The 25,290-nt window shown below is 57.9% G+C and carries 21 protein-coding genes; 11 read left to right on the top strand and 10 right to left on the bottom strand.

What is annotated here, in order from left to right; all coding sequences use genetic code 11:
* Nucleotides 1–14: 14 nt before the first annotated feature.
* A complete protein-coding gene (locus SH661x_RS10115) occupies nucleotides 15–1,133 on the bottom strand; it encodes a glycosyltransferase family 4 protein (RefSeq protein ID WP_437230549.1) in 1,119 nt (372 codons plus the stop codon).
* Between the two features lie 395 nt (nucleotides 1,134–1,528).
* Nucleotides 1,529–2,797: a lactate racemase domain-containing protein gene (locus tag SH661x_RS10110; RefSeq protein ID WP_437230547.1), complete on the bottom strand. Its 1,269-nt coding sequence runs from the start codon at nucleotides 2,795–2,797 to the stop codon at nucleotides 1,529–1,531.
* Between the two features lie 235 nt (nucleotides 2,798–3,032).
* Between SH661x_RS10110 and glnD the strand changes: the two genes are divergently transcribed.
* The 4 genes from glnD to SH661x_RS10090 all read left to right on the top strand — a co-directional run bounded on the left by glnD (nucleotide 3,033) and on the right by SH661x_RS10090 (nucleotide 8,591).
* Nucleotides 3,033–5,723 carry a [protein-PII] uridylyltransferase gene (glnD, locus tag SH661x_RS10105; protein WP_437230545.1) on the top strand — a complete coding sequence of 897 codons (2,691 nt, stop codon included), beginning with the start codon at nucleotides 3,033–3,035 and terminating at the stop codon, nucleotides 5,721–5,723.
* Nucleotides 5,720–6,850, top strand: coding sequence for a glycosyltransferase family 4 protein (locus SH661x_RS10100; protein WP_437230543.1), 1,131 nt, complete (start codon nucleotides 5,720–5,722; stop codon nucleotides 6,848–6,850). The genes glnD and SH661x_RS10100 overlap by 4 nt, the downstream gene beginning before the upstream one ends.
* A 217-nt stretch (nucleotides 6,851–7,067) precedes the next feature.
* Complete coding sequence (gene arfB / locus SH661x_RS10095) at nucleotides 7,068–7,514, top strand: alternative ribosome rescue aminoacyl-tRNA hydrolase ArfB (RefSeq protein WP_437230541.1); 447 nt, start codon at nucleotides 7,068–7,070, stop codon at nucleotides 7,512–7,514.
* Nucleotides 7,515–7,517: 3 nt separating this feature from the next.
* Nucleotides 7,518–8,591 (top strand): phosphatidate phosphatase App1 family protein, encoded by a 1,074-nt coding sequence (locus SH661x_RS10090; protein ID WP_437230539.1) that lies wholly within the window; start codon nucleotides 7,518–7,520, stop codon nucleotides 8,589–8,591.
* A 150-nt stretch (nucleotides 8,592–8,741) separates the two neighbouring features.
* Here SH661x_RS10090 and SH661x_RS10085 read toward each other — a convergent pair whose 3' ends face one another.
* The 3 genes from SH661x_RS10085 to SH661x_RS10075 all read right to left on the bottom strand — a co-directional run bounded on the left by SH661x_RS10085 (nucleotide 8,742) and on the right by SH661x_RS10075 (nucleotide 11,424).
* Nucleotides 8,742–9,851, bottom strand: coding sequence for a hypothetical protein (locus SH661x_RS10085; RefSeq protein ID WP_437230537.1), 1,110 nt, complete (start codon nucleotides 9,849–9,851; stop codon nucleotides 8,742–8,744).
* Between the two features lie 74 nt (nucleotides 9,852–9,925).
* A complete protein-coding gene (gene surE / locus SH661x_RS10080; RefSeq protein WP_437230535.1) occupies nucleotides 9,926–10,687 on the bottom strand; it encodes a 5'/3'-nucleotidase SurE in 762 nt (253 codons plus the stop codon).
* Between the two features lie 8 nt (nucleotides 10,688–10,695).
* The gene (locus tag SH661x_RS10075; RefSeq protein WP_437230532.1) at nucleotides 10,696–11,424 is read right to left on the bottom strand and encodes a hypothetical protein; all 729 of its coding nucleotides are present in this window, start codon (nucleotides 11,422–11,424) and stop codon (nucleotides 10,696–10,698) included.
* Nucleotides 11,425–11,852: 428 nt separating this feature from the next.
* Here SH661x_RS10075 and SH661x_RS10070 point away from each other — a divergent pair, with 428 nt between their 5' ends.
* The 3 genes from SH661x_RS10070 to SH661x_RS10060 all read left to right on the top strand — a co-directional run bounded on the left by SH661x_RS10070 (nucleotide 11,853) and on the right by SH661x_RS10060 (nucleotide 15,665).
* Complete coding sequence (locus SH661x_RS10070) at nucleotides 11,853–12,878, top strand: ThuA domain-containing protein (RefSeq protein WP_437230530.1); 1,026 nt, start codon at nucleotides 11,853–11,855, stop codon at nucleotides 12,876–12,878.
* Between the two features lie 109 nt (nucleotides 12,879–12,987).
* On the top strand, nucleotides 12,988–13,239 hold the full coding sequence (locus SH661x_RS10065) for a hypothetical protein (protein ID WP_437230528.1): 252 nt from the start codon (nucleotides 12,988–12,990) through the stop codon (nucleotides 13,237–13,239).
* A gap of 65 nt (nucleotides 13,240–13,304) precedes the next feature.
* A complete protein-coding gene (locus tag SH661x_RS10060) occupies nucleotides 13,305–15,665 on the top strand; it encodes an alpha/beta hydrolase-fold protein (protein WP_437230526.1) in 2,361 nt (786 codons plus the stop codon).
* 208 nt (nucleotides 15,666–15,873) lie between these two features.
* Here SH661x_RS10060 and SH661x_RS10055 read toward each other — a convergent pair whose 3' ends face one another.
* Nucleotides 15,874–17,298 carry a class II fumarate hydratase gene (locus tag SH661x_RS10055; protein ID WP_437230524.1) on the bottom strand — a complete coding sequence of 475 codons (1,425 nt, stop codon included), beginning with the start codon at nucleotides 17,296–17,298 and terminating at the stop codon, nucleotides 15,874–15,876.
* Nucleotides 17,299–17,926: 628 nt separating this feature from the next.
* Between SH661x_RS10055 and SH661x_RS10050 the strand changes: the two genes are divergently transcribed.
* Nucleotides 17,927–19,360, top strand: coding sequence for a hypothetical protein (locus SH661x_RS10050; protein WP_437230521.1), 1,434 nt, complete (start codon nucleotides 17,927–17,929; stop codon nucleotides 19,358–19,360).
* Between the two features lie 98 nt (nucleotides 19,361–19,458).
* Here the strand turns inward: SH661x_RS10050 and SH661x_RS10045 are convergent, their stop codons facing one another.
* Nucleotides 19,459–20,922 carry an FAD-binding oxidoreductase gene (locus SH661x_RS10045; protein ID WP_437230519.1) on the bottom strand — a complete coding sequence of 488 codons (1,464 nt, stop codon included), beginning with the start codon at nucleotides 20,920–20,922 and terminating at the stop codon, nucleotides 19,459–19,461.
* Nucleotides 20,923–21,089: 167 nt separating this feature from the next.
* On the opposite strand from SH661x_RS10045, the gene SH661x_RS10040 reads away from it, so the two are divergent.
* On the top strand, nucleotides 21,090–21,653 hold the full coding sequence (locus tag SH661x_RS10040; protein ID WP_437230517.1) for a hypothetical protein: 564 nt from the start codon (nucleotides 21,090–21,092) through the stop codon (nucleotides 21,651–21,653).
* A gap of 20 nt (nucleotides 21,654–21,673) precedes the next feature.
* Here SH661x_RS10040 and SH661x_RS10035 read toward each other — a convergent pair whose 3' ends face one another.
* From SH661x_RS10035 to SH661x_RS10025, 3 genes are read right to left on the bottom strand one after another with little or no spacing between them, the layout of a single operon-like run.
* Complete coding sequence (locus SH661x_RS10035) at nucleotides 21,674–22,417, bottom strand: hypothetical protein (protein ID WP_437230515.1); 744 nt, start codon at nucleotides 22,415–22,417, stop codon at nucleotides 21,674–21,676.
* Complete coding sequence (locus SH661x_RS10030) at nucleotides 22,414–22,638, bottom strand: hypothetical protein (protein ID WP_437230513.1); 225 nt, start codon at nucleotides 22,636–22,638, stop codon at nucleotides 22,414–22,416. Before SH661x_RS10030 ends, SH661x_RS10035 begins: the two co-directional genes overlap by 4 nt.
* 7 nt (nucleotides 22,639–22,645) lie before the next feature.
* Entirely contained in the window at nucleotides 22,646–23,671 is a 1,026-nt protein-coding gene (locus tag SH661x_RS10025) for a hypothetical protein (protein WP_437230511.1), read from the bottom strand.
* Between the two features lie 418 nt (nucleotides 23,672–24,089).
* On the opposite strand from SH661x_RS10025, the gene SH661x_RS10020 reads away from it, so the two are divergent.
* Both SH661x_RS10020 and SH661x_RS10015 read left to right on the top strand, forming a co-directional pair.
* The gene (locus tag SH661x_RS10020) at nucleotides 24,090–24,554 is read left to right on the top strand and encodes a BON domain-containing protein (protein ID WP_437230509.1); all 465 of its coding nucleotides are present in this window, start codon (nucleotides 24,090–24,092) and stop codon (nucleotides 24,552–24,554) included.
* A gap of 273 nt (nucleotides 24,555–24,827) precedes the next feature.
* Nucleotides 24,828–25,286 carry a hypothetical protein gene (locus tag SH661x_RS10015; RefSeq protein ID WP_437230507.1) on the top strand — a complete coding sequence of 153 codons (459 nt, stop codon included), beginning with the start codon at nucleotides 24,828–24,830 and terminating at the stop codon, nucleotides 25,284–25,286.
* Nucleotides 25,287–25,290 lie beyond the last annotated feature (4 nt).

Genomic DNA, 25,290 nt, shown 5'->3' with positions numbered 1-25,290 from the left:
AGACAAGTTGATCCTTACGCAGCCACTTCGCGATACACATCCAGTGTCTGCGCGAGCATCCGCTCTTTCATATAGGGGTGATCCTCAGGGATCTGTGCTCCGCGGGTCAGAATCTGATGAATCGCCTCCGCAGCTGCTGTCGTGTTTCCGGGAGGAACAACTCCTGGGGGAAAGACCTTGTGCAGGATTTCACCGGTTCCGCCGTGGTCGTATCCCACGACGGGGGTCCCCATGTTCAATGCTTCCACGGTGGTCCGTCCGAAGCCTTCAGGCGGGTCCGAGGTGAGGGAGAGAATCACATTTGAAACGGCATAAATCTCGCGAATGTCGCGACGATGTCCGGTGAACGTGACATTCCCCTCAAGTCCTTTGACCCGCACCAGTTCTCGCAATTCGGCGGCATATTCTTCACGTCGTGGGTCGACTCCTCCCACGATCAGGGCCTGTATGTCCGGAACACTCGGCTTCAGTTTTTCGACAATCTCGACCAGATCGTGATGCCCCTTCAGGCGGGTCATGCGTCCGACGAGCGAGATCACGGGCTTGCCCATGAGATGCGGATAGCTGCTGTACCACGCATCGAGCCATTCACTCGAAGGTTGATAGCCGCGAGGAAATTCCTCCGGATCGATTCCCCGTGGCACAATGCGGATCACATCGTGATCGAGCCTGGGATAATTCTGTCTCAGATAGTTTCCGACCGTCTCGGAGATGGCGATCACCCGTTCCCCGGACGCCATGATGGCGCTGAACCGGTTCACGCGATACAGAGCATGCGCGCTGGTCACCAGTCGAGGCCGGTTCCGACCCCACATTCCTTTCCACGCCAGCCAACCGACCCACGCGGGAATTCGGGATGCCAGGTGCAGAACATCGACCTTTTCCCGCTTGAGCAGCGACTGCAATGGCCAGATGTATTTCAGAACTGAAGGCGATTTGACGCCGATTTTCCACTGAATATGCTCGCCGCCGGCTCGCGTGATCTCTTCAACCAGCCTGCCGCCGCCCGAAATGACGATGGAGCGGTGCCCCTGCCGGACCAGTTCTTCATTCAATTCCACCGTGCCGCGCTCGACCCCCCCCGACTCGAGGTTGGGAATCATCTGCACAACGGTCAATCGTTGTTTAGGCATGCTGTGGACACGGATAGGAGGATTTTTGCAACAACACCATTTCGGCGGAAGTGCCGGAATCGCCGGGGGGTATAGTGCAAAATCTGCAAACAGGTCAATGTGTTGTTCCCGCTGCGCGTTCGGCGAGGGGCGGTGACCTGCAGAGAGAAGTGAAATTCACCACGGAGAGTTTTTTTCAACCGCGAATCTGGCGAATTAAACGAATGCCGTTTGCTGCTTCATTCTCAAAGCTGTCTGGGCTTGAGATGAAAATCATCAAATCGACGGGAACTGGATATCACACGGCTATAACGTGAATTCCATCCGCCCAGACCGTCCAGTTCTCGGCTCTTCAAACCCCCTCCGTGCCTCCGCGTCTACGTGGTGAATCCTCCGAACCCGAGACAAACCGGTGTTCACCCGGCCACGTCGGTCAGCATTCCGGCCGCATCGAATTCCATTGGGGCTGGGCCGGAGAGCACTTCATGGGCAGCGATTTCTCCACTCTGCATGTAGGCGTCGCTCACCACGGCCTCGGCAAGATGGAGGGTGTCGGAAATCTGGATCACCCGGGCGTTTTCAGGTGGCGTCAGCCCCACAGTCTTCAAGGCATCCTGAATCGCTGAGCGATCATCGGGGTAGACCAGGGGAATCATCCCGGCAGTGACGTGCGAGGAGGTGACACAGTTGATCCGGGTATATTCCCGGTCGATCTGATCGACAGCTCTCTGCGTAGTGAATTCCGCGAGCCCGATTCCCAGTGCATTTCCATAAGTCTCCGGCGTCAGGCTGCGAACGAAGATCCGCTTGCAGTTTGCCCACTCCCCGGGAGTTGAAGCGTGATCGTTGTACTTCCGGCCGATGACATTGGTATCCATGCCTGAACCGCTGATGTTTTTTCCCATGCGGTCGACGATCAACAGGTCGCAGTGCGAGAACGGCAATCGGGGCATCCACCCCTGGGCAAGTTTCAGCATTTCCACTTCGCGCGTGTAGAAGTCGTCTGGCAGGACAGCTTCGATGTAGGCTGTCTCGTCATACGCATTTTCGACGATCCCCACTCCCGCGAGCACACGGCATTTGGCAAGGACCTCTTTGGCGACCGATTGCACGATCGTTCCGAAGGAGTGATTGGCAATCGCCTGATGGTAAATTGTCGCTCCGGTGTGATTCCCCAGTCCGATCAGCATCATCTTGTGGAGACCGGATTCGATTTCTCCGGAGAAGATCGTATGCGGCTTCACCCGCCCCATGACGATCACATGATCCGCTTCGAACGCGATCCGGTCGAAGTGCACCGGAATTCCCTGCGGCGTCTGGGCGACCACGACCGTCTCCATGGTCGATCTGATTTCCGCGCCGACCGACTCTTCGGTGACCCCCAGCCTGCGCAGGACGTCCACCTGTCCTTCCGCGGTCGCTCCTCCGTGACTCCCCATGGAGGTCACGATAAATGGTTTCGCCCCCAGCGATCGGAGATGGGAAACGACTTCCCGCGTGATCTGCGGGATGTTCGCGATTCCCCGGCTGCCGACAGTAATTGCGACCGACTCCCCGGGAGCCACCCGCCCCTGGAGAGGAAGACTGGCCAGTGCATTTCGAGTGGCTTCCTCGACGTTTGTGAGGGTCGGTCCTCCGAACGTCTGGCGAATTCGATACATCAGCGGCAGCGGCATCCCCAACATCCCTGAAGAAATCCATGTGTTCACGGAAGTGCAATGTTTTCTCAACGTGGATTCTCCCTGAAATCCCGCTCTCTTGATAGTCCACGCTGCGGTGCAGCCGACCGGTCCGATGTATCGAGCCGCTGAAATGACTGCAATCAGCCGAGAAATCGGGATTCCCACTTCGCCAACGGGGACCTGACCCGATAAACTCGAGTGCCTTGCTTTCATTTGAACGAAATCCTTTTTGCGCCCCATGACTGCGACAAAACCGACTCCACTGCAAGACATCACCCGCCGCAAAGCCCTGCTGGCCGCTGTGCGGCAGCGTGCTCAGGTCCTGTTTCAATCGGGCACCCCGGGCATTCAGATCGCTTCGGCCATCTGCGACGGTACCGATCAGGTTCTGCTCACGCTGGTGGAAGAAACACTGGATGGGTTTGGAGATCGACGCGAGGCGGTTCGGAGCCAGGGAACGATTGTCGCCGTTGGCGGGACCGGTCGGGGGGAACTGGCTCCCTATTCCGACATCGACCTGCTGTTTCTACACCAGACCGATCAGGCTCACGACTTCGACGAGTTTGCGCAGAAGTTTGTGCAGATCTGCTGGGATTCGGGAATTCAACTGGGGCACTCGATCCGGGACATCCCCACGTGCATTTCGCTCGCCCGCAAAGACCCTCAGATTGCCACCGCACTGGTCGAAGCGAGATTTCTCTGGGGAAACGAAAAACTCTGCGAACGTCTGGTGCAGCAGTTCCGGTCCAAAGTGATCAATGCCCGGCGTCGGCAGTTCATCGAAGACTGCATGAAGGCCCGTGCCGAAGGCTGGTCGGTCGATGGTCCACCGGCTCAGGAGCTCGAACCGGATGTGAAGTCGAGCTCCGGCGGGCTGCGCGATCTGCATCTCATTCGCTGGATCGGCTACGCCCGATACGGCATCAAAGACATCGATTCACTTCGGCTGCAGGGGGCGTTGAATAAAACAGATGCCAGCCAGTTGAAAGATACCTGGGAGTTTCTCACACGACTCCGCATCGACCTGCATTTCTCGGCCGGGAAGGCTCAGGACCGTTTGACGCGGGATGAGCAACTGCGCATCGCAGCTGAACGGGGGTACGTCGAAACCGCCGAGCAGCGGCCCGTCGAACGGTTCATGCAGGACTATTTTCAGCACAGCTCCGCACTGGCGACCATCACTCATCGGTTCGCTTCGTTACAGCGTCCCCGGTCGATGCTGGAGCGGGCACGAGACATCGTGGTCGGGCATCGTGCGGAAGGAATTCTGTATGTCGGGACGGATCAGATCACCGTCGCGGACCGTCATCTGCCGCAGGTCTGCCAGAATCTGGAATCGATGCTGAAGATGTTCAAGTCGGCAGCTCTGTATGGAGTTCCACTGGCACCGAAAGTCACCGAAGCGATCAAGGAAGCTGTCCCGAAGCTGGAAAAGACGGTCTCCCAGGAGTCGGCCCGACTTTTCATGGACATCTTCCGCTGCACGCGGACACTGCCGCCCATCCTGCGGAGCATGTTTAACACCGGCGTCCTCGACATCGTGATTCCCGATGTCACGCACGTCAGAAATCTGCTGCAGTTCAATCAATACCATCACTTCACCGTCGACGAACATTCGTTGCGGGCGGTGGAGACTGTTGTCTCCTTCGAGCACGATGACGGTCCCGTGGGGGCTGCGTACCGCACTGTTCGACACAAGGAACTGCTGCATCTGGCTGTTCTGATGCACGATCTGGGGAAGGGGTTCAAACGGGATCACTGTCTGGTAGGCGAAGAGATTGCCCTCCGGATTGGGACGAGATTATTCCTGCCGGAATACCAGACGGAGCAACTGGCGCTGCTGATCCGCAAACACCTCGAGATGGCCGACCTCGCCTGGCGTCGCGACATCACCGATGCCGCCCTGATCCTCAGCTTCAGCAGGGAAATCGGATCGCCCGAAACACTGCGGATGCTGTATGTGCTGACCGCCGCCGACGTGACTGCCGTCGGACCGGGGACGTGGACACAGTGGAAAGCGGGTCTGCTCGCCGAGCTGTTCGACCGCTGTCTGGTGATGCTCAGCGGCAAGCGTTATTCGTTCCACGAAGCGGAGCGGATCCGGGCGGTGAAAGATTCCGTCGCTGATATTCTTCAGGACTCGATACCCAGTGCGGAAACCCGAACCTGGGTCGAAAGCCAGCTGCAGGGATTCTCAGCGTACTATCTGACCACGACTCCGGCCCAGCGGATCGCGGACGACCTGCGCGTGATCGACCAGCTTTCACCAACGGCCATCGAAGTCCTCCCCAGCTGGTCGGAGGAGACCCAGACAACCGAATACCGGATCATCACCAAGAATCCGCTGGCGACGACCGGTTGCTTTCACAAGATGTGCGGCGTCCTGGCGGCTCATCACATGGAGATTCTTTCGGCCGACATTAACACCACCGCCGAAGGTGTGGTCGTCGACAGCTACTGGGTCGTCGATCCCGATTTCAGCGACCGGCCTCCTGAAAGCCGATTCCGCGAAATTGCCGAAACCTTCCGCGATGTCCTGCAGTCCAAAGTGCAGGTGGAATCGCTGTTCAAGAAGAAGCGTCGATTCGGCAGCGACCGCCAGAACAAAACCGTGTCCAATCTCCCTCAGCGTGTGAAGATCGATAACGATTCCTCGGAGAACCGCACGATTATCGACGTCTTCGCCCATGACCGGACCGGTCTGCTGTACACGGTTTCAAGGACACTTTACGAGCTGAACCTGTCAATCGACATGGCGAAGATCGCCACTCACTTCGATCAGGTCCTGGACGTCTTCTATGTCATGGAAGCGGACCAGAACAAAATCCAGACCCCCGAACGCCTGCGCGAGGTGAAGGAACGGCTGGAACAGGTGCTGAAGGATTTTGAGGAACAGGACCACAAGGAATTCGTGAGCGGGAAAGCGTGAACCAGACCGTTGCTCCTCTGCGAATTGGCCTGATTTTCGAATATGGTTCTCTGAACGGGGGCGAGTTTTCCATGCTCGCTGCCCTGGATCAACTTGTCCCCACATATGTCGATCCGGTCGCCTTGTGCCTGAAGCCGGGCCCGCTGGTCACGGAACTTGGCAGAAGAGGAATCCGCACACAGCTGGCACCTGAGTTACCAACCCGCGACGCATTCGCGAACTGGTGCAACGATGCCATCGCATCGTTCCACCTCGAACTGCTGCATGCCAACAGTCTCTCGATGGCCAGGCAGCTGGGGGAGGCCGCCCCGCATCTCAACCGTCCGACGTCGGCCCACATCCGCGACATCATGAAACTCTCTCGCGGAGCTGTCCAGGCCCTGAACCAGCATCGATTCCTCGCAGCGGTCTCGCATGCAACCCGGACAGCTCACGTCGAGCAGGGGATTCAGCCGGAAAGATTAATCACCCTTTACAATGGCGTGGACGGTTCCCGGTTTCGCCCCGCCGCCCGCACGGGCTGGCTGCACCGTGAATTCAATCTTCCGCCACAGATACGACTGGCTGCCACGATCGGCCAGATCTGTCTGCGAAAAGGGCAGAACGATCTGGCAGCTGCGGCAGTCCTGCTGCGAGAGACCTGTCCTGACCTTCATTTTCTACTGGTCGGCGAACGTCATTCGACCAAGGCCGAGAGTCTCGAGTTCGACGCTGCTTTAACCGAAACCTTCCGCGAGGCAGGAATGGAGCACCGTCTGCATCGGCTCGGCTTCCGCAACGACATCTCCACTCTGTTGACCGAAATCGACCTGCTGATTCACCCGGCACGTCAGGAACCGCTGGGGCGAGTCCTGCTGGAGGCCGCTGCCTGCGGCGTTCCCATTGTCGCAACGAATGTCGGGGGGACTCCTGAAATTCTGAAGCACGGTGAATCTGCCTGGCTGGTCCCGCCGGCCCGACCGGATGCCATCGCATCGGGGGTGGAGACACTGCTGAGCGAACTCGATCTTGCCCGGGCACTGGGAGCCGCTGCGAGAAGGGATGTTCTCCAGCGGTTCTCCATCGAGTCCGCGGCGACCGCACTCCTCAACTTCTGGCGTGGTGCACTGAATCAGGAAGCCACTTGAAGTTTGAGGGTTCGGTCGACTGACGTTGGCAAATCTGCTTCCGTCAGGATCGAAACCTGTGAACCTCCTCGTCGGCCCGGGGATCGGTCCTGCTTCATCCCGCCGAAGTTCGCCGCCCGATGTGTGAAATTCCGGCAAGGTCTCCTTTTTCCGGTGTGGCACTGGATTGAAGGACTTCCGCGAATCGGCGATGATTGAGACCGCGAGAGTAAGAACAATGATGACGCACGAAAGGCCCACACATCTGATCGTCTCCGATTCCCTGAGCATCCCGATGTCGGAGTTCCATTTTTCGTACGTCCGCAGCTCGGGTCCGGGAGGACAGAACGTCAACAAAGTGAATTCTCAGGTGCAGCTGGCCTGGAACTTGAATGAGTGCCAGTCGTTACCGGAAGACGTGCTCGCGCGGTTGCGGGAGTCGGAGAAGGGCCGAATGACCAAAACCGGGGTCTTGCGAATGGATTGCCAGCGATATCGAGATCGCGAAAAGAATCGGGAGGATTGTCTGGAGAAGGTGCGGAATATGGTCCTGGATGTCGCGAGTCCGCCAAAAAAGCGTCGCAAATCCCGGATTCCCCGTGGCGCGGTCGAACGACGATTGCGATCTAAACAGCAACGCTCGGGAGTGAAAGATTCCCGGCGTCGCCCCCGCCTGGACGATTAGCCCATGCCCAAAAACCCTACCCCGGAAAAGAAAGTCGATTCACCACGCGCCGTCCAGCCGCGTGAGATGGTCCTGTTCTACCGCGGCTGTGCTCATTACAGCCCGGCCGGGCACTGCTGGCATCTGCAGATTCGCGGGAGCATCTTCTCCTCGTCCAACGGCCGCTTTCGTAAACGCGCACTCCTGCACCTGTTCAAACGTGTTGTGAAGCCCGAAAAGGCTGTCGAGACCCGCCAGAGATTCCTCGATCGCGCCCACCTGTTCCTGCAGGACACGCGAAAAGGGAAATCGGTTCCCATCGCAATTGCAGAAAGAGCATTCGTCCTGCCGGAAACGCTTCCGAACGGACATTTCGAAACCACCATCACCGTTCAGGCCAAAGAACTGGAATCGACAATCCAGCAGGATGTGCATGGACGCCGCTTCGTCCAGTTCTGTGCGCATCTTCCGGAAGACGACCAGCGTCTCTTCGCCGGAGAAATTGAACTCATCTCTCCCGATGGCATTTCGGTCATCTCGGACGTCGACGACACCATTAAGGTCACCAACGTCGGAAACCGGAAAGAACTTTTGGCTAATACCTTCACCCGGGAATTCCGGTCCGTGCAGGGAATGTCGAACCTGTACCAGCAATGGGCCGCCCGGGGAATCAGCTTTCATTATGTTTCCGCCAGTCCATGGCCGCTGTACAGCCCGCTGGTCGACTGGCTTGATCAGGACGGCTTCCCTGTCGGAACCATGCATCTGCGACACATGCGGCTGCGGGACCTGCCGACCGATCGAAAAAAAGAGACCTCGTTCCGCACGAAGCTGGCTTCGATCCAGACCCTTCTCCGACAGTACCCTCAACGCAGATTCATCCTGTGCGGCGACTCCGGGGAAAGGGATGCGGAACTCTACGGCGAAGTGACCCGTGACTTTGGCCCGCAGATCTCTTTTGTGGCGATCCGGGACTGCTCGGCAGACGGCCACTCAATCTCGCCGGCTCAAGTTGCCAGTCGGTTATCGCATCTGCCCAGCGATCGATGGACGCTCTTCAAAGATCCTGCCGAACTGGCCGAACTGAAGTTTGAGTGACCAAGACCGGTCCTCCTGAAAGTCGGGTCCCGTTCAGGTTGATGGTTTCACCGCGAAGACGCGAAGGCCCCAAAGATTCGAGCGCAAAAACCATTTTTGTATTGGGATTTCTCGCGCCTTTGCGGTGAAGAATACTTCAAAAACTGAAGACTACTTCTTCTCAAACTGGGTCGGGTTCTTCGGCTCGTAGTGGGCAAACGGCGTCACGAAAATAAAGCCTGTTCCCGCTTCATCCTGACGGTAATTCATCGTCATATGGGAATTGACGGTGACGGAATTCAAGATCAGCGCCCAGGCTGTCTTCTTGCGGGGATACGAGACGAGAATCGTTTCGGGATCAAGTTCTTTCGCAAGACAGGCCAGCCGGTCCACGAGAATCCGCACCCCGGACTGAGCTTCAATGGCGTCATAGACAGCAGCCAGCGGGGACTCGTTGACGCCCGTCTCCACCTTCTTGAACAGCCCGGGAATCGACTGATCGCGCGGCACAGTTTCCGTGAGCGGCCAACCGACCGGCCAGGCATCGGGTGCCTGTTCCAGCGGATGAATCATCAGCTGGATCTCGCCGGAAGGAGTTCTCAACGGCCGGAATCCGAGTCCCTGCTGGGAGAGCACATAGGCAACGGCGGTCCCGGCGGAGAGTCCCTGGACTTCCCCTTGAAACTTGTCAGCATCCCAGGTCTTGCGGACCGACTCTGTCGAAGAATGATAGGCGAGCGGCAGGATCCGGGCCGGTGAGATCACTTTGAGTGCTTCGTTGATGGTCAGCCCCTTGACCGGCTTCTCGACCGGAGCGCGAAGTTGATCGAACACCGCCTCGAACTGGGCCTTCGTCAATCCCCACAGTGCTTTGCCGGTTGGGGAGCCCTGTGCACCATACGTCTTCAACTCCCCGAGATATTCCTTCAGCAGTGCTGACTGGTTCTGCTTGAATGACTTCCCCGGGAACGACAGGTTTCCGTCCCGATCGATCTCTCCAACCAGTCGTACCAGTCGGAATGGTCCACGCGGAACCTCTTCGATTTTGGGGGCATCGCTGGGAAGCGGCTGCCGGATCCGCACCGCCTCTCCCAGTTCTTCAAACACTCCGCGCCATTTCTGTGCCAGCAGCGGGTCGCCCCCCACCCCCGGCATCAGGATTTCAATTTCCAGCAGCGTTTTGTCCGCGGGGTTGTCCGGCTTCTGTGCCAGTGCCGTTGCCGAGAACATCCCGATCGCGATGAACGCCGTGAGAACAACCCGGAAGAGGGAAGTATGCATGAGAGGATTCCTGGCAGGAGGATTCAGAAGAAAATCCATTTTCAATCACTCAACCTGTCCGGTCAATCTCTTCGTTACAACGTCCAGTTCACCGGCGCCAGTTCTTTCAGGACGCTGCTCTCTGTCAGGTCGAAGTGCAGAGGAGTCACCGTGGCGAACCCTTCATGCAGTTCGTTGACATCGTACCCGGATGCGAGCTTGTGATTCTTCATCGGATCCAGTCCGCTCCAGTAGTAAGGTCGGCCGCGGGGATCGATCCTTTTTTCAATGGTGTCCGCATGGCGATTCACTTCCATCGACACCAGTTTCACGCCGCGGGGACCTTCAGGCGTGGTATTCGGAAAATTGACATTCCACAGCATCCCCTTCTTCGGCTGATTCTTCAGCAATTGTCGAATGAGATGCAGCGCGCGAATGGCGGTTGCCTGATAATCGGGAGGGGTCCCCTGCGCGAGTGAAACAGCAATGGACGTGATGCCGAAGAAGGCTCCTTCAATCGCAGCCGCCACGGTCCCGGAGTAAAGAACGTTGATCCCCACGTTCGCGCCGGAGTTGATACCGCTGACGATCAGGTCCGGTTCGCCATGACACAGTTCGAGGACTCCCATCTTCACACAGTCCGCCGGGCTGCCGTCCACGGCCCAGCCGTAGTGTTCCCCCTCGTGCTGAATTTCCTTGATCAGGATGGGATGCAGATAGGTGATCCGATGGCTCACACCGCTTTGCTCCACCAGCGGAGCCACGACATGGACATCGCCCAGTTCTTTCAAGGCAGCATGCATCGCGCGCAGGCCCGGTGCGTGGATGCCGTCATCATTCACCAGCAGAATCTTCATCAGAGAAATTATTCTTTCGGAACAGCGGGGGTCGGGACAGGGGTCGGCATGGGTTCAGGAGGGGTCGATTCCAGCGGGACGGGCACCAGCTCGAATTCAGGTTCTTCAGTCGGTTCGGAACGTTGATTACGGACAGGCTGCCGGGAGGAAGCTGGACGTTCATAGGTTTCCCGCCCGGATGCTGCATCGAGTGCTTCATCGGGAATCCGCTGGCTGCGATCCTGCAGGCGGATGCGTCCTTCATGAGGAGCACGGGTGATCCCCACAGATTCCCGGTCGCTGTCGAATTCGCTTCGCAGGAGCCCCCGAAGTTCACGGACTTCCTGTCGCAGGAGGTCCACGCTTTCGCGTAATTCCCGCAGTTCCATCGCCAGTCGCTCGGGATGCGTCTGGAGTGACTGGGCTCTGGCCAGATCCTTTTCGAGGACAGCGGCCCGCTCGCGGAGTTGATCAGCTTCCTGCTCAAAACCGGCCAGAGTCAGGTTCTCGGCCGCCATGCGGAGATGATCCACCCGTTCCTGACCGGACCGGCGTTCATCGCGCGATCCCAGAACGATGTTGCCCGTCGTCACGCGTCCCCGCGGTAGAGTCGTATTGGGAAAAGGTGGACGGGCAGGGAACTGCTGACGAGGCCCGATTGCAGCACGGGCCGGTTCAGATTCCTCCTGAGCAGACACAGACTGCAGACCGACGAAGGCTGTCATCGCAGCCAGAAGCAGACAATTTCTCATTTTCATCCGTGACTCCAGAAACGGGAAAAGCTCCGCCCCTCAAGTCTAGAAGGTCGTGGCGATCCCCGCGAGGCCACACCCTCAGGAAACGACGGCGACCGCTTGATTCGATCTGGAGAATGCCCAGAGCGAAGAATCCGGAGTCGAGAGCCAGAAATGTCAGCAACGGATTTGCCCTGGACTCTCGTCTCTCCGCTCTGGACTCCCCCATTTTGAAAAATGCGGTCGCCGTCTCAGGAAACCGCTTCAGCACGCGTTGATGGGTAGCCCGGTCGACCGCACGCATGGTACAACCGAGAACTGAAAATGAGCCGGTGAACTGTGATCCGCGCGATCCTCCACACACTTCAAGTGTTTGGCGAACCGACCCGTATCCGTTTCACCGAGATGCTCGCGGACTCCCGGACTTTCCCCACACAACGTTGACTGGAAACATGAGAAATCACGCTCTTTTGTCCTGCGCGCTGCTCCTTGGACTCTGCAGCCAGACTGCCTTCGCTGAGCCGCTGCAATTTGTCGGAGAGAAGGGCCCGGGGGTCGGGAAGCACATCGTGTTTCTGGCTGGCGATCACGAATACCGCTCGGAGGAGACGCTCCCCGCACTGGCCCGCATTCTGGCGAAGCATCATGGATTCAAGTGCACCGTGCTGTTCAACGTCGATCCAAAATCGGGCGAGATCGTTCCAGGCAACAACAATCTCCCCGGAACCGAGGCGTTGAAAGATGCCGACCTGATGGTGATCTTCACGCGGTTTCAGGATTTGCCGGTTGAACAGATGCAGCCGATCGCAGACTATCTGAAACGGGGCGGACCTGTGGTCGGACTGAGAACTTCCACGCATGCTTTCAACATTCCTCCGGGCAAGGAATTCTCACGATTCTCCTTCGACTACGAGGGGGACGACTTCAAGAAAGGCTTCGGGCGTCAGATCCTCGGGGAGACCTGGGCAGGCCATTACGGCGACAACCATCGAATGAGTACCCGTCTGGAGATCGTTCCGGCCGAAGCGGGACACCCGGTTCTGAAGGGGGTCGAACGTCCCTGGGTGCAAGCGGGCGGATACTGGACGGATCCCGAACCAGACAGCACCATTCTTGCCCTGGCTCAACCGCTGGAAGGAATGACAGAAGACTCCCCACCCGCTGAAGGAAAGAAACCCTGCCCGGGAGCATGGGTCAGAACCTACAAGAGCCCCTCAGGTCAGTCCGGCCGCGTCTTTACCACCACCTATGGAGCCTCTGAAGACATTCTTAATGAAGACTACCGGCGAATGCTGATCAACGCCTGCCTGTGGGCCGCAGGACTGGAGCAGCAGATCACTCCCGACCTGAACATCGAATTCGTAGGGCCCTATCATCCAGCCACGTTCTCCTTCGATGGACATCGACGCGGTGTGAAGCCGCTGGACATGGCCGGCTGGGACACCCCCATCATGAACCCCGAAAAGCCGACGAAGTAATGCGAGGGTATCACCCAGCTGGACCGCGACGTCAGCACTGATCGACAGTTCGATGACCCGCTGTTAGACTCAACCTTTCACTTCACAAGTCCCTTTTTAAGTGAGAATTATGGCTGGCTACGATGCATTTGATCCCCGGCTGGAATCACTGGTTGTCGAGACCCGCACCGAGTGGGCTCCCGAGACTCAGGGGCTTGCTGATGAAGATAAGGTCGTGATCGCCCGGGCCATTCATCGCCACCCGCAGCTGGCCACTCAAATTTCGTATGAGCGAACCCATACCGGGTTCATTCGTCACATTACTGTTTCCGAAGCGGACATCGGACGGCTGTACGACCATGCTCCTGCGGGCGGAAACTGAAATCACTGTCTGATCACCGTAGCCATTCGGGAACTCCTTTTAACGTGCGGGTCAATTGAGGTCTGATGCAATCCTTCTGGCGGATCGCCGTTCTCCTGACGTTCCTGTTCTCATGGGGCGGCACCAACAATGTCCGTGCGGAATCGACTGACCGTCCGCAGCTTCCTCCCGGTTTTCAACTTCGAAACTTCGAAGATGCCACCGGCACACATCGCTATACGGTCTTCGTTCCGAAACAGTATGACGCATCGCGCAAATGGCCCGTCGCCTTGTTTCTGCACGGCGCCGGCGAGAAGGGAACGGACGGAAAACTGCCACTGGCCGGATTACTGGCAGTGGCGCTGGAGAAGTCTCCCGAGACGCCGTTCATCGCAGTCTTTCCGCAATGCGAAGACCAGACCAGCCGTGCTTTGACAGGCTGGCTCGCCGATTCTTCCGATGGCCAGCGAGCCATGAAAATCCTGGACGCTGTTGAACGCGAGTTCTCCGTCGATCCTGATCACCGCATGCTCATCGGCTGGTCCATGGGGGGCTACGGGGCATGGAGTCAGGCGGCTGCCCATCCTGAAAAATGGTCTTCTGTCCTCATTCTGGCGGGCGGAGCGATTCGCGATGAACTGCCCCTGGCAGGTCTCGCGGAGCGGAAGACGCCTGTCTGGGCCGTGAGTGCCAAAGGGGATCCGCTGATCTCCTTCGAACGCTCTGAAAAGCTGATCCAGCAACTCAATCAGCTCGGAGGACGCGGAACCTTCACGCTTCTCGACAGCGATGATCATGACGTCTGCCGAACCGTATTTGCCTCACCGCAGACTTTCGAATGGCTTCAGAATCCCGGCTCGATCGACCCGGCTTCGATCGATCTGAAGAAAGTCACACCGCTCCCGGCCCGGACCCGCTTCTATAACGAAGCTCTGGTCGAGACTCGTGTCATTCCGAATTCGTTTGCTGTCAGACTCGGGAACAGGCCGTTCGCAGAACTGGCGAACGAACTGCCAGAGCTGCTGCTCACCGCCCCGATCGCAGGAACACTCCCCGACATTGAGCGGAGCGTGGGAAGCGGCACCAGTAAGATTGACGTCAAGTTGATGGAGCTCAGCTACCGCTGCGAAGTGACCCGCATCTGGATGCACGCCATTTCTGGCGGCCGACTCGGACTCGACGTCAGCTTTCAGCCGCTGGCACTTTCCATCGGAAAGACATCGCTCGATTCACTCAAACATCAGGCCCGCACCGGCCCGATCCAGATTCAGATCGGCGTTCACAAACCCGCGCAGCTCAAACTCGAAGTTCAGCCGGTCATCTCCGACGGCAAGCTGCACCTGAAGCTGCTCCGCAGCAAGTTTATGTTTGATCAGGGGAACTGGTACATCACCCCGCCAACCGAAGTTCAAGCCCGGAGTGATCAGTTCACACCGGACCAATTGGTCACGGGCATCATCGGCAGCCTGTACGACAGCCGTCAGGAGCTGATCGATCAGGTCCTCAATGTCGTCCCCGATCTGATCAAGAAAGCAGAAGCAGAACTGCAGATGCGTGAAGCTCCCGGACTCGCCCGGTTGCTCTCTCCACTCCCGGTTCTGGTTCCCGAACTGAAAGTCTCTCCCTCGCAGGTCCGCACGGACGGGCAGGGGGTCTCCGTCCTCTGCGACCTGAACGTGAGTGTCCGCGGGAAGCCGGGAACTCTCAATCCGGGCCGCACGCTGCAGCTGACAGATGTTCCCCGCAGCGATCAACTCTCCGTCGCCGTCGCGATGGATGCAGTGACGTCCATCTCGCAGCTGAACGTCGAGCAGAACTTTGCACACGTCAATGTGCTGGACATTTCGGACGAGAAATTCGCTCAGCTGGCCGATCCGCAGGTCATAAACCGCATCCTCCCGGAGCTGAACGCGTCGGAGGACGAGCACCTCAGCTCTGTTCTGCGTCTGCTTGAACCGATGGTAGTCTCCAAAGCTGCCAATGTGACCAACCCCGGCTCGACAACTCTTCTGATTGAAGCGTCCGCAGCTGCGATCGATGTTTACCGCCGTGCGGATCCCCAGTCTCCGACCGTCCCAGCGGGGCGAATCGTGTTTTCACTCTCGCAGCCCATCTCAATCGAATTTCCGGCAGACCGCGATGACCCCGAAGCCGCATTGCAGCTGCGCTGGACTTCCGACTGCCACGTCGAATTCCTGCGAGGAGAATCGCTGCAGGGAAGCCCGCAGCCGCAGGTTCACGCTGAAGAATTCGAAAAGACGTTCGCGGACGCCTGGACCACCTGGGGTCAGGCCCATGGCGAACAGAAGATCCCGCTGACCGTCAGCCGACTGGGAACGAAGGTCCTGCAACTCGATTCGCTGCAGGCGACGGACGACCGCAAACTCAACATCGGCTTCGAAGCCCGCAACAGACCCGTTCCCGCCCCGGTCCCGGAAGAAGAATAACCCGGTGCCCCAGACAAAGTCTGGGTTCCGCAGGAACAAGAGGCTTGTCGAAGATCTTACAAACTGCCGGGCAACCGACACTTCGGGAGTCTTTGATCACGAAGCTATCACGTTCGGGCACGCTTCACGGGAGGCCTCTTGCGGCAGGCCGCCCAGACTTTGTCTAGGCGGCCCGCGCATTGCCGTTTGCTTTTACACTCTTAGATTTTCACGCGTGTGGTTCGGTCATGCTCATCGGGTCGAGAGCGGCGTTGAGCGTTTCCACGGGGAGGATCTTCTTCTCCAGGCAGAGTTCCCGAATCGTCTTGCCGGTCTTGAAGGCCTCTTTTGCCAGCTGGGCAGCCATTTCGTACCCGATGTGTGGATTCAGGCTGGTGACCATCGACAGGCTTTTCTCCACGCCCGCTTCGCACGCTTCTGCATTCGCTTCGAGTCCCTCAGCACAGAAGTTCACAAAGGCGTTGGTGCCGTTCGAGAGCAGGGCAATCGATTCAAGAGTCGTCTGCCCCATGACCGGCATCATGATGTTCAGCTGGAAGTTCCCGCCGACGGCACCGCTCATGGTGATGCAGGCGTCGTTGCCGATCACACGAGCCGCCACCTGCATCAGGCTTTCGCACATCACCGGGTTCACCTTTCCGGGCATGATGGAGCTTCCCGGCTGCAGGTCCGGAATCATCACTTCATAGAACCCGCAGCGGGGACCCGATCCCAGCCAGCGGATGTTGTTGGCGACGTTCAGCAGCGTCGTCGCGATGGTCTTCAACTGGCCATGGCATTCGACCAGACCGTCACGCTGAGCGTTCGCTTCGAAGTGATTTTCCGCTTCAACGAAGGAGATGTTCGTATTCTCAGCGAGCACCTCAGCCACGCGGCAACCAAATTCCGGATGCGTATTGATCCCCGAACCGACCGCTGTTCCTCCTACAGGGAGTTCACAGACAGCATTGAGGGCAGTGGCGGCCCGTTCAATCGACAGTTCCAGCTGGCGGGCGAATCCGCCAAATTCCTGCCCCAGCCGCAGCGGCGTCGCATCGGCCAGATGGGTGCGACCGATCTTGATCACCTGATCCCATTCCTGAGCTTTCTTGGCCAGCACTTTCTGAAACTTCGTCAGTGCAGGGATGAGCTGATTGTTGATCGCCATCGCCACCGCCACGTGAATGGCTGTGGGGAAAGTGTCGTTGGTGCTTTGTCCCATGTTGACGTGGTCGTTGGGATGGATCGGCTTTTTGGCTTCGAAACGATCGCCACCCATGAGTTCGATGGCCCGGTTCGAAATCACTTCATTGCAATTCATGTTACTGCTGGTGCCGGACCCGGTCTGAAAGACGTCGATCGGAAACTGATCGTCGAACTTCCCGTCGGCCACTTCCTGAGCGGCACTGAGCATCGCAGCCACCTGATCGTGGTTGAGCGGCTGCTTGCCGGTCCCGGTCAACTTGTCGAGATCGCGGTTGGCGACGCCGCAGGCATACTTCACCAGCCCCATCGCGTGAATCAGGTTCGGGTGCAGCGTCCAGCCGGAGACCGGAAAGTTTTCCACTGCCCGCTGGGTCTGGGCCCCGAAGTAAGCCTTGGCTGGGACTTTGACGTCGCCCATGGAGTCTTTTTCGATGCGGAATTCAGACATGGCAGTTTCTTTACAGCGTAGGAGCACTCGGTTCGAAGTGGGGAATTTCCCCGGGTCAACTGAAACTGGAGGATAGCAATTTCCCGCCCGTGTGAAACCTGCCGGGCCGTTTTGAATCCCATTGGCGGGAAGGGCGCGGGATGGTTCACCACGGTGACACGGAGGCACGGAGAGGGAAAGGACTGCGAATCAGGCGAATGACGCGAATGAATCAGCTTTTTCAGCCGCCAGCGAACAGAGTCCATCTTCCGATGGTCTCGTGATTTCAGAGGTTTCAATGTCTTGATCACTCAATCGTGGAATCATGAGCGAAGCAGAACCAAAGAAAACAATTCGCTCTATTCGTCTTATTCGCGGTTTTCAATCTCCCTGTGTCTCCGTGCCTCCGAGTCTCCGTGGTAAACCACAACTTCTGCGGCGTTCCGAAGCGGTCGGATTCCGCAATTCCGTTCCAACATCCTCTTGCGGAAATCCGGGCAAATGGGGTATCACCCCCGCTTCCTGCCTGAATTCACGTCCAAAACTTGAGTCTATTTTCCGGATTTACCTCAAAAGACCGCGAAAATCAGCTCAACTCCCCAGTTCACTCTCATCACCCCCTAGACGATCCTTGAAGGAGCGGGCGGCCATGGTCCGACGTTTGATATTCGCCCTGTCCCTGCTGCCGTCACTGGCAGTGTTGAACTTCTCCGGCCCCGCGCACGCTGCCGAGCAGTTCCCGTATCAGGCCATCGTCGTGGGCGAGCAGGTGGACGTCCGATGTGGACCGGGCGCCCAGTTTTACGTCACCAGCCATGCCAAGGCGAATGATCAGGTCACGGTCCATCGTCACGACCATGGCGGGTGGTACATGATCTCCCCACCCCCGGGGAGTTTCAGCTGGATCGATGCCTCGCTCGTGAATCCGATCGGGTCCAATCGGGGCCTGATCAACGTCAGTCCGGGCGGCGGTCAGTCACTTCGAGCCATTGTCAGAATCGGCAGCCAGCTCAGCGACGACCATTCCTTCTTCGGACGCGAACTCTCCAACGGAGATGAAGTGACCATCCTCGGCGAAAAGGTTCTCGCTGGCCCCTCCGGCGGAAAACGGATGCTGAAGATCGTTCCCCCCGCCCAGGAATTCCGCTGGGTGAAAGGGGAGTATCTCGTCCCCATGAGCCGACAGATTCAGCAGCAGATTGCGGGCGATCCTTACCAGGTTCCGGCGGAGCATCGGCAGCGACAGGCGATGCTGCTTCCCGTTGAAAATTCTCCTCCCGCACTGCAGATCGTCGAAACAAAGCCTGAATTGCCGGCTCCTCAACCGGAGATGAAAACGGCATCGATTGACACGACGGCTGTGAACGCCGGACCCTCACTGGTCTCTCCACCGCCGGCGAACCGCAATCAGCAGGAGTTTGCAAAGCTGGACGAGATTGATAAAGCCTATGCCGCCATGATGGCACGCGATCCGGTGGAATGGGACCTGTCAGGCATTGCCAAGTCCTATGAAGACCTGCAGAAATCGGCAACGCCGTATGTCTCCTATCTGGTCTCGCAGCGAATGGAAGCGGTCACTCGGCGTAAGGAAATCGCCGAGCACTATCAGAAATTCGCCCGAATCTCGGCGGAAACGTCACAGCGGGATGCTCAGTTGCTCGCCCAGAGAAGTGAATTCCCCATCGACAAACTTCAGGCCCCCATGGCTTTTCAGCAGCCGGTTCAGGTCGCCATGGACCCCAATGGGTCGTCGGTGCAACTTTTCGGGACGGATGCGATCCCCACCGACGCGACCGCTTCGAACATGCCGACCCAGCCGGTTCCGACTCCAGAAGGGGTGTCGCCACAACTCAACGGTGCAGGAATCCTGCAGCCCATTCAGGCTCCGCCCGGATTTCCGAAGTTCATCCTGACTTCCCCTGACGGCAGAATGCTGGCCTATGTCGAACCGGGAGAAGGGGTCTCGCTGGAGCAATGGGTCGGAAAGCCGATGGGAGTGATCGGACGCCGCAGCCGTGAAGAAAGTTATGGAGCCGACGTGATTCGCGCTCAGAAGATCGTTCCGGTCCAGCTGCAGCCGTAAGTTCGTTGAAGAATGCACTCGCTGACGCTTCGTGCTCGGACAGACAATGCTGAACAAAGAGAAAGAGCCGCATCCTTCGGGACGCGGCTCTTTTTTTTCTACATCGCGGCTCGTCGGCCGGGAGACTTCCGTTCGATGTGCTCCATGCCGCACCCGCCTGCGGTCGGCAGGAGTTTTCTCGGGCTGCATCGACCATCGGGATTGAAGACCTTCCGGACATCTTCCATGACCGCGAGATCGGCATGAGTGAACAGCGTGTCCATCAGGCTGATTTTCTCGACCCCGATACCGTGCTCACCGGTGACGCTGCCTCCCAGCTGAATACACTTGTGGAGGATCTCGTCTCCCGCCTGAATCACGCGGCGGGTCTGCTCCGGATCCCGTTCATCGAACAGCAGGATGGGATGAATATTGCCGTCGCCAGCGTGAAAGACGTTCACGATCCTGAGTCCGTACTTGCGCTCCATCTCCTGGATGAAGCTGAGAATGTCCGGCAACTTGGTTCGCGGAACAACCCCGTCCTGTGTGCAGAAGCTGGGCGAAAGACGTCCAATCGCGCCGAAGGCCTGCTTGCGGCACTTCCAGAGCAGAAGCCGCTCAGCAGGGGTATTCGCCTTCCGCACCTCGCGTGCTCCAAACTTTTCGCAGATGCTGACAATCGACTGCGCCTCGGCATCGACTCCCACCTCCAGACCGTCGACTTCAATCAACAGCACAGCGCCGGCATCCAGCGGAAAGCCAAAATGAAAGGCCGCTTCGACCGCTCCAATAATTCCCTGATCCATCATCTCCAATGCCGCCGGAACAATCCCCGCAGCAATGATCCCGCTGATCGCTTCCGTGGCCTGAGTGACCGTTTCAAAGATTCCCAGCATCGTCCGGACCGCGGAGGTATCCCGAGTCAGCTTCACCCACACTTTCGTGCAGATGCCGAAGGTTCCTTCACTGCCCACAAACAACCCGGTCAGGTCATAACCCGGATATTCCTGACAGGGACCGCCGAAGGTCACCACTTCTCCGCTGGGGAGGACCACTTCAATCCCCAGCACATGGTTCACAGTGACACCATACTTCAGGGTGTGCGGGCCCCCGGAGTTGGTGGCCACGTTGCCGCCGATCGTGCACGCCCCTTGGGACGAGGGATCCGGAGCGTAATGAAAGCCGGTTCCTTTCAGCTTCTGCGTCAGATGAATATTGACGGTTCCCGGCTGCACCACGGCATACCGGTCACGCAGATTCACTTCGAGAATCTGCTGCATGCGGGACGTGCAGATCATCACCCCGCCGCCGACCGGCAGAGTTCCCCCCGCCAGACTGGTCCCGGCCCCCCGCGGTACGAACGGAACATCGTACTCATTGCAGAGCCGGACGATCTGCGAGACCTCTTCCGTCGTGCGGGGAAAGACAACCAGATCCGGCACCTTCTTTTCGACGATATAACCATCGCACTCGTAGACCAGCATTTCATCCTGCGTGGAAAGCACGCTCGTCGCCCCCAGCAGCTGTGTGAAACGCTCGATAAGCTGAGTGGTCGGACTGGCATGCACGGAAAAGGCGGTCATGTGTTGCTCGCAGGAATCGGATTCGGATGCGAACATCATATTCAATGCGACTGACATTCACAGTCCGCAGCGTGACCTCGGCCCATAACTCCGCTGTGCGTTGAGAAATCCCGTGTGTTACACTCGCAGATCCCGAGTTTTGCGAAGACCCGAAGAGCTGTCCGATCATGCAGAAATACCGAGTCGCCTGCCCCCATTGTGATGCGAACCTGCTGGTGACAGAGGATCTGCTCGGACAGCCCGGAAACTGTCCTGCCTGTCATGCGGAATTCCTGCTGCCCGATGAGGAGTCGTTCACGGTGACCGCTCCTCCGCCGGCATCACCTGCTCCCATCAACGAGCCCAAAGCCCTCGAGAGCGTTCCCCCGCCTCCCGCCTCGGTTCCCGGGGTTCCGCCGTCGCTTCCCTTTCCGCAGCCCTCACCCCGACGGGAAGCCCCCGCGAAGAAGGTGCGGATCGAAGGACGGCCGACACTGCGGATGCTCTCGGGCCTGCTGAAAGTCATGGCAGCCATTCAGGTGATTGCAGGTTGCCTGATCCTGGTGATCCTGCTGTTCACCGCTTTAAAGACACCCCTGACGCCGCAGGTGGCTGTCATCACCGTGGGATTGGCACTGCTGATCGGTGGGGCCGCCATCCCCATGCTCGCATTCTCGGAACTCCTGCTCGTGTTTATCTCGCAGGAAGAAATGTTACGACACCTCGTCAATGAACATCGATCACGAGAATAGCTGCAGCGAAGCAGGGTAGACTACTCCGACAGATCCGCCAGAACCCGGAGGAACACATTCGGCCCTACGAACGTCCGGGTTTTTCCGTCCGGCCAGGTGACGTCGACGTTGAACTCGTACTTCCCCGGTTCCCACTCGCGGGTCTGCTCGGCAGTCGGTTCGAACCGGCAGACTTTCGCTCCTGTGCGAACCGGGATGGACGCCTGCTCGCCGCTGATCGTGAATGTCACCACATCGCTGCAGTCCTGCTTCCGGGCGATCAGCCGACAGGTGGACTCTTCAGCGATGTCGGGGAAGTCACTGCGGCTGAACTCGATCGCGGAATCCAGTTCCGCCGAGTACGTGTCCCCCTGAATCAGCGGGTCCGTCAGCGTTCGTCCCAGCAGGGCAGGGACCGCAATGTGAATCGCTCTGGTTCCAGCCAGCTGCTGCAGAGCGGTTGAAGAAAGGGATGCCACAGCGATCTCGCTCTGGCTGGCGTCACCTCGTGAGGGATCATCGATGAGGGAACTCCCGTCATCACTGGCCACCTTCACCCGGCCCGTATAGAGCAGTTCCCCCTCCGCATCAAAAATCTGGGCGGTGAACCAGCCGGAAAGGTCCTCAGCAACGCTCGCCTCATACCGGAACGGCTTCGCTTCGGAATCGGGCTCGCTCAGCGAGTCCGGGGCCTCTCCATTGACCATCTCTCCGGCCGCATCAAGCAGCCGCAGAGAGAGCGTTTCGCCAGAGACATCATGGTAGAACACGACCGTGCAGCTCATGTTGATTTCCTGAAAAGACGTGACCAGAGACTCCGCTTGCGATCCAGATCCGCCTGCAGTTGCGACTGCACCTGTGTGACAGTCTGCGTCAGCTGCGGCCCGAGAACCTGCTCCCAGTTGGCAGGCAGTTCCAGCGTCAGCGGTGGAAGATCGGTCGCTTTTCCTTGCCGGTCGACCTGCTGAAACTGGATCGCAATGAAGGGTTTGAACTGGATTTTCATTGGGTGATCAATAAAGAGGGTGAGCAGTCCCGCCGCTGTCCTTGAACACCAGCTTCGACTGCGTGGAGCTGTAATAAAACGAGTTGCTTGGAGCAGCCGAATCGGCGATCGAGGCGGGTGCGAAGGCACCCTGATAATTGATGCTGCACTTACGGACGTCATTCACCTGGCAATCCAACAAGAGCTTCGGGCCGCTGCCTTCGGTGACGGCAGACGGATTGATTAAGTGTGCAGTCCATCCAGCAGTGCCAGACTGACCGATACGTGGATTGACAGCAAAGAATGTCTGCACACCTGATGATGCACCTCCGTTGCACCCACCTAAGGAGATGAAGGGCATCGACGTGACACTGCTTGATCTGGTAAAACGAAAGAAACCTAACGATGACGTCGTTGGATTGATCGTTAAGGACGTTAGTGACGGATCGCTACCGCCAACAACGTGCGATGCACCTAGAACTAATGCTCGCCCATCAACGCCAGTACCGCCGAAGACAGTTCCAATCATGAGCTGACTGGAAATCCATCGAATAAACAGCTTCTCGTAGTTCGTCGTCTGGTCGCTGGTATTGTAAACCTCAATGCCGTTGGTCGCTGTATTCGCGACTTTGACTGCACCGGAGAACGTCGCTCCAGAAAGAGCTGCGAGAGCGGCAGCATGCACCCCGTCGAGCGTGTCCGCGTCGAGTCCGTTTCCCGATCCAGTCGGCAACCAACCTACGGCAATTTTGCCAGAGCCGTCAGCCTTGGGCACCGCTCCATTCGTCGGCGTAACGGTGATCGTTGGCAGGTCGGTAATACCCGACATGGTGTGGGTATGCCCTGTGTCAGACTTCGCCGCCAGTGCTGCCGTTAGACCGGTGATGTCAGACTGCCCGTGAGCGTGGGTTGCTGCGGCGGCTCCAAGGGAAGTGACGGAAACGTGCTGATAGACATGCTGGCCTGCGGACTCGTCCCAGCGAAGAAAGCAGGCATCGGCCAAGGTTGAAAAATCGACTCCCAGCTGTTCGAGATCTGATCGAGCATATCCCACGGCAAATCCCTTTCGTGCAGGCTCCAGTTCGAGACTCGACAAAGCGTCAATGGGCGATGATCGAGCCTCTCCAATTCCCCCCTCTGCTGGTGCGCTGCTGCTTTGGACTTTCCCTGTGCCCCTTTCAGTAGGGGACTCTTCCAGGCGAATTGTCAAAAATCGGGTGATACGCCAAGACTCCAAAATTTCAGTTGCGGGATGGTGAGACAAACCGGGAAAACTTCAGGCTTTTCGAGGAGATCCGATGGAAATCCAAAAAAATTTAATCGACAGCTTGACAATTCCATCGGATTGAATATAAACACGACTTAAATGGTAGTCAGCCATGTTTCCTGCCGATAATAAGCACAGCCTGCACAAAAACAACTTTTAGATTCAAAAAACTACCACACAGATCATGATTATTTAGGACGCCACGATGGCTACCTCAACATCATCACGGAGGCGAACGCAGGCCGGATTTCAAAGCGTGACGGAAAAAGCACCACCCGACGTGATTCGCCAATTCCCGCGCCCGGGCATGCTGCAAGTCTCGGACTCAGCGCTCCAGCGACTCGTTATCGACCGACTCGCTGACCTGGGCCGGGAATTCGCAGTCCGTGTGCATGTGGAGACACAGGACGGTGAAGTCTCACTTCGAGGGAGCGTCCTGACCGCCTATGAACATCAAACCATCCTGCTGTTAGTCAAAAACCTCAGCCCAGTGCGTGCGGTCCACGACTACCTGGTCATTGGAAACACTGTCCCCGGGAACGATCTTGCCGAACGTGGCCGCTTCGGTGTGATGAAGTCACTGCGATCCCGATGGACGGGAATTGCACTCAGTGTGGCTGCTGCAGCAGGACTGATGTTGTGGCTGCGAGATTGGCAGCTGACTCCATGAACATTACCTCCCTTTTTGACCTCCAATTTGACCCGCCCCGAGTAAACACCCTGCCTGATGGAGCCTGTGACATGAAGTGCTGTTGTTGTTGACCCTGAATCCGCTGCTTTGAACGCGTTGAGATCTGGTCGCTGTGGGCCAACCGCAGACTTCATGAATCCCGTTAACGATCAGGCACCATGTGGTGCCAGGGCTTGAAGACCAGATCTCCTTCTGAGAGACGACCGCCGCTGGCGTCTTCCAAATTGACCCCCGAGTTGAGGAGATTTGAAAGTGTTATCCGGACTCATCAAGAACCACCGCATGTCTGGAAAGGCCGCTGCCCTGTGCGGACTGGCCCTGCTGGCAACGCTGAGCGGCTGTGGAAAATCCGACCCCTGGAAAGTCGTGCATCCGGCCAAAGGAATTGTGACTTACAAGGGAAAGCCAGTCGCTGAAGCTGCAATCACATTAATTCCTCAAGACGCCAATGCTCCCGAGACTGTTCGGCCTCAAGCAAAGTCAGCTGAGGACGGCACGTTTCAGTTGTGGACGTATGAAAAAGGTGATGGGGCTCCCTCCGGCAGCTACAAGGTTGTGATTGTGCATTACCCCATTACCCGCACCGACAAGGGAGACGTCATCGCGAACCCAAATGACCTTCCTAAGAAATATGCAAGTCCGGTGACAACCGATCTGGTCGTGGAAGTTGCGGAAGGGAAAACGGAGTTGCCTCCCTTCGACCTGAAGTAATCGA

It is taken from the genome of Planctomicrobium stercoris, from assembly GCF_051465655.1.
Classification (GTDB): Bacteria; Planctomycetota; Planctomycetia; order Planctomycetales; family Planctomycetaceae; genus Planctomicrobium.
The sequence above is the reverse complement of the archived record's forward strand: the minus strand, read 5'-3'. Positions and strand labels throughout refer to the sequence as shown.

What these genes read in the sequence shown, in the direction of transcription:
- SH661x_RS10070 (WP_437230530.1), top strand. Translation starts at nt 11,853, where the DNA reads ATGAGAAATCACGCTCTTTTGTCCTGCGCGCTGCTCCTTGGACTCTGC.
- SH661x_RS10030 (WP_437230513.1), bottom strand. Translation starts at nt 22,638, where the DNA reads ATGAAAATCCAGTTCAAACCCTTCATTGCGATCCAGTTTCAGCAGGTC.
- SH661x_RS10020 (WP_437230509.1), top strand. Translation starts at nt 24,090, where the DNA reads ATGGCTACCTCAACATCATCACGGAGGCGAACGCAGGCCGGATTTCAA.
- SH661x_RS10045 (WP_437230519.1), bottom strand. Translation starts at nt 20,922, where the DNA reads ATGACCGCCTTTTCCGTGCATGCCAGTCCGACCACTCAGCTTATCGAG.
- SH661x_RS10110 (WP_437230547.1), bottom strand. Translation starts at nt 2,797, where the DNA reads ATGTTGGGGATGCCGCTGCCGCTGATGTATCGAATTCGCCAGACGTTC.
- SH661x_RS10085 (WP_437230537.1), bottom strand. Translation starts at nt 9,851, where the DNA reads ATGCATACTTCCCTCTTCCGGGTTGTTCTCACGGCGTTCATCGCGATC.
- glnD (WP_437230545.1), top strand. Translation starts at nt 3,033, where the DNA reads ATGACTGCGACAAAACCGACTCCACTGCAAGACATCACCCGCCGCAAA.
- SH661x_RS10090 (WP_437230539.1), top strand. Translation starts at nt 7,518, where the DNA reads ATGCCCAAAAACCCTACCCCGGAAAAGAAAGTCGATTCACCACGCGCC.
- SH661x_RS10050 (WP_437230521.1), top strand. Translation starts at nt 17,927, where the DNA reads ATGGTCCGACGTTTGATATTCGCCCTGTCCCTGCTGCCGTCACTGGCA.
- SH661x_RS10055 (WP_437230524.1), bottom strand. Translation starts at nt 17,298, where the DNA reads ATGTCTGAATTCCGCATCGAAAAAGACTCCATGGGCGACGTCAAAGTC.
- SH661x_RS10060 (WP_437230526.1), top strand. Translation starts at nt 13,305, where the DNA reads ATGCAATCCTTCTGGCGGATCGCCGTTCTCCTGACGTTCCTGTTCTCA.
- SH661x_RS10035 (WP_437230515.1), bottom strand. Translation starts at nt 22,417, where the DNA reads ATGAGCTGCACGGTCGTGTTCTACCATGATGTCTCTGGCGAAACGCTC.
- surE (WP_437230535.1), bottom strand. Translation starts at nt 10,687, where the DNA reads ATGAAGATTCTGCTGGTGAATGATGACGGCATCCACGCACCGGGCCTG.
- SH661x_RS10075 (WP_437230532.1), bottom strand. Translation starts at nt 11,424, where the DNA reads ATGAAAATGAGAAATTGTCTGCTTCTGGCTGCGATGACAGCCTTCGTC.
- SH661x_RS10065 (WP_437230528.1), top strand. Translation starts at nt 12,988, where the DNA reads ATGGCTGGCTACGATGCATTTGATCCCCGGCTGGAATCACTGGTTGTC.
- SH661x_RS10115 (WP_437230549.1), bottom strand. Translation starts at nt 1,133, where the DNA reads ATGCCTAAACAACGATTGACCGTTGTGCAGATGATTCCCAACCTCGAG.
- arfB (WP_437230541.1), top strand. Translation starts at nt 7,068, where the DNA reads ATGATGACGCACGAAAGGCCCACACATCTGATCGTCTCCGATTCCCTG.
- SH661x_RS10040 (WP_437230517.1), top strand. Translation starts at nt 21,090, where the DNA reads ATGCAGAAATACCGAGTCGCCTGCCCCCATTGTGATGCGAACCTGCTG.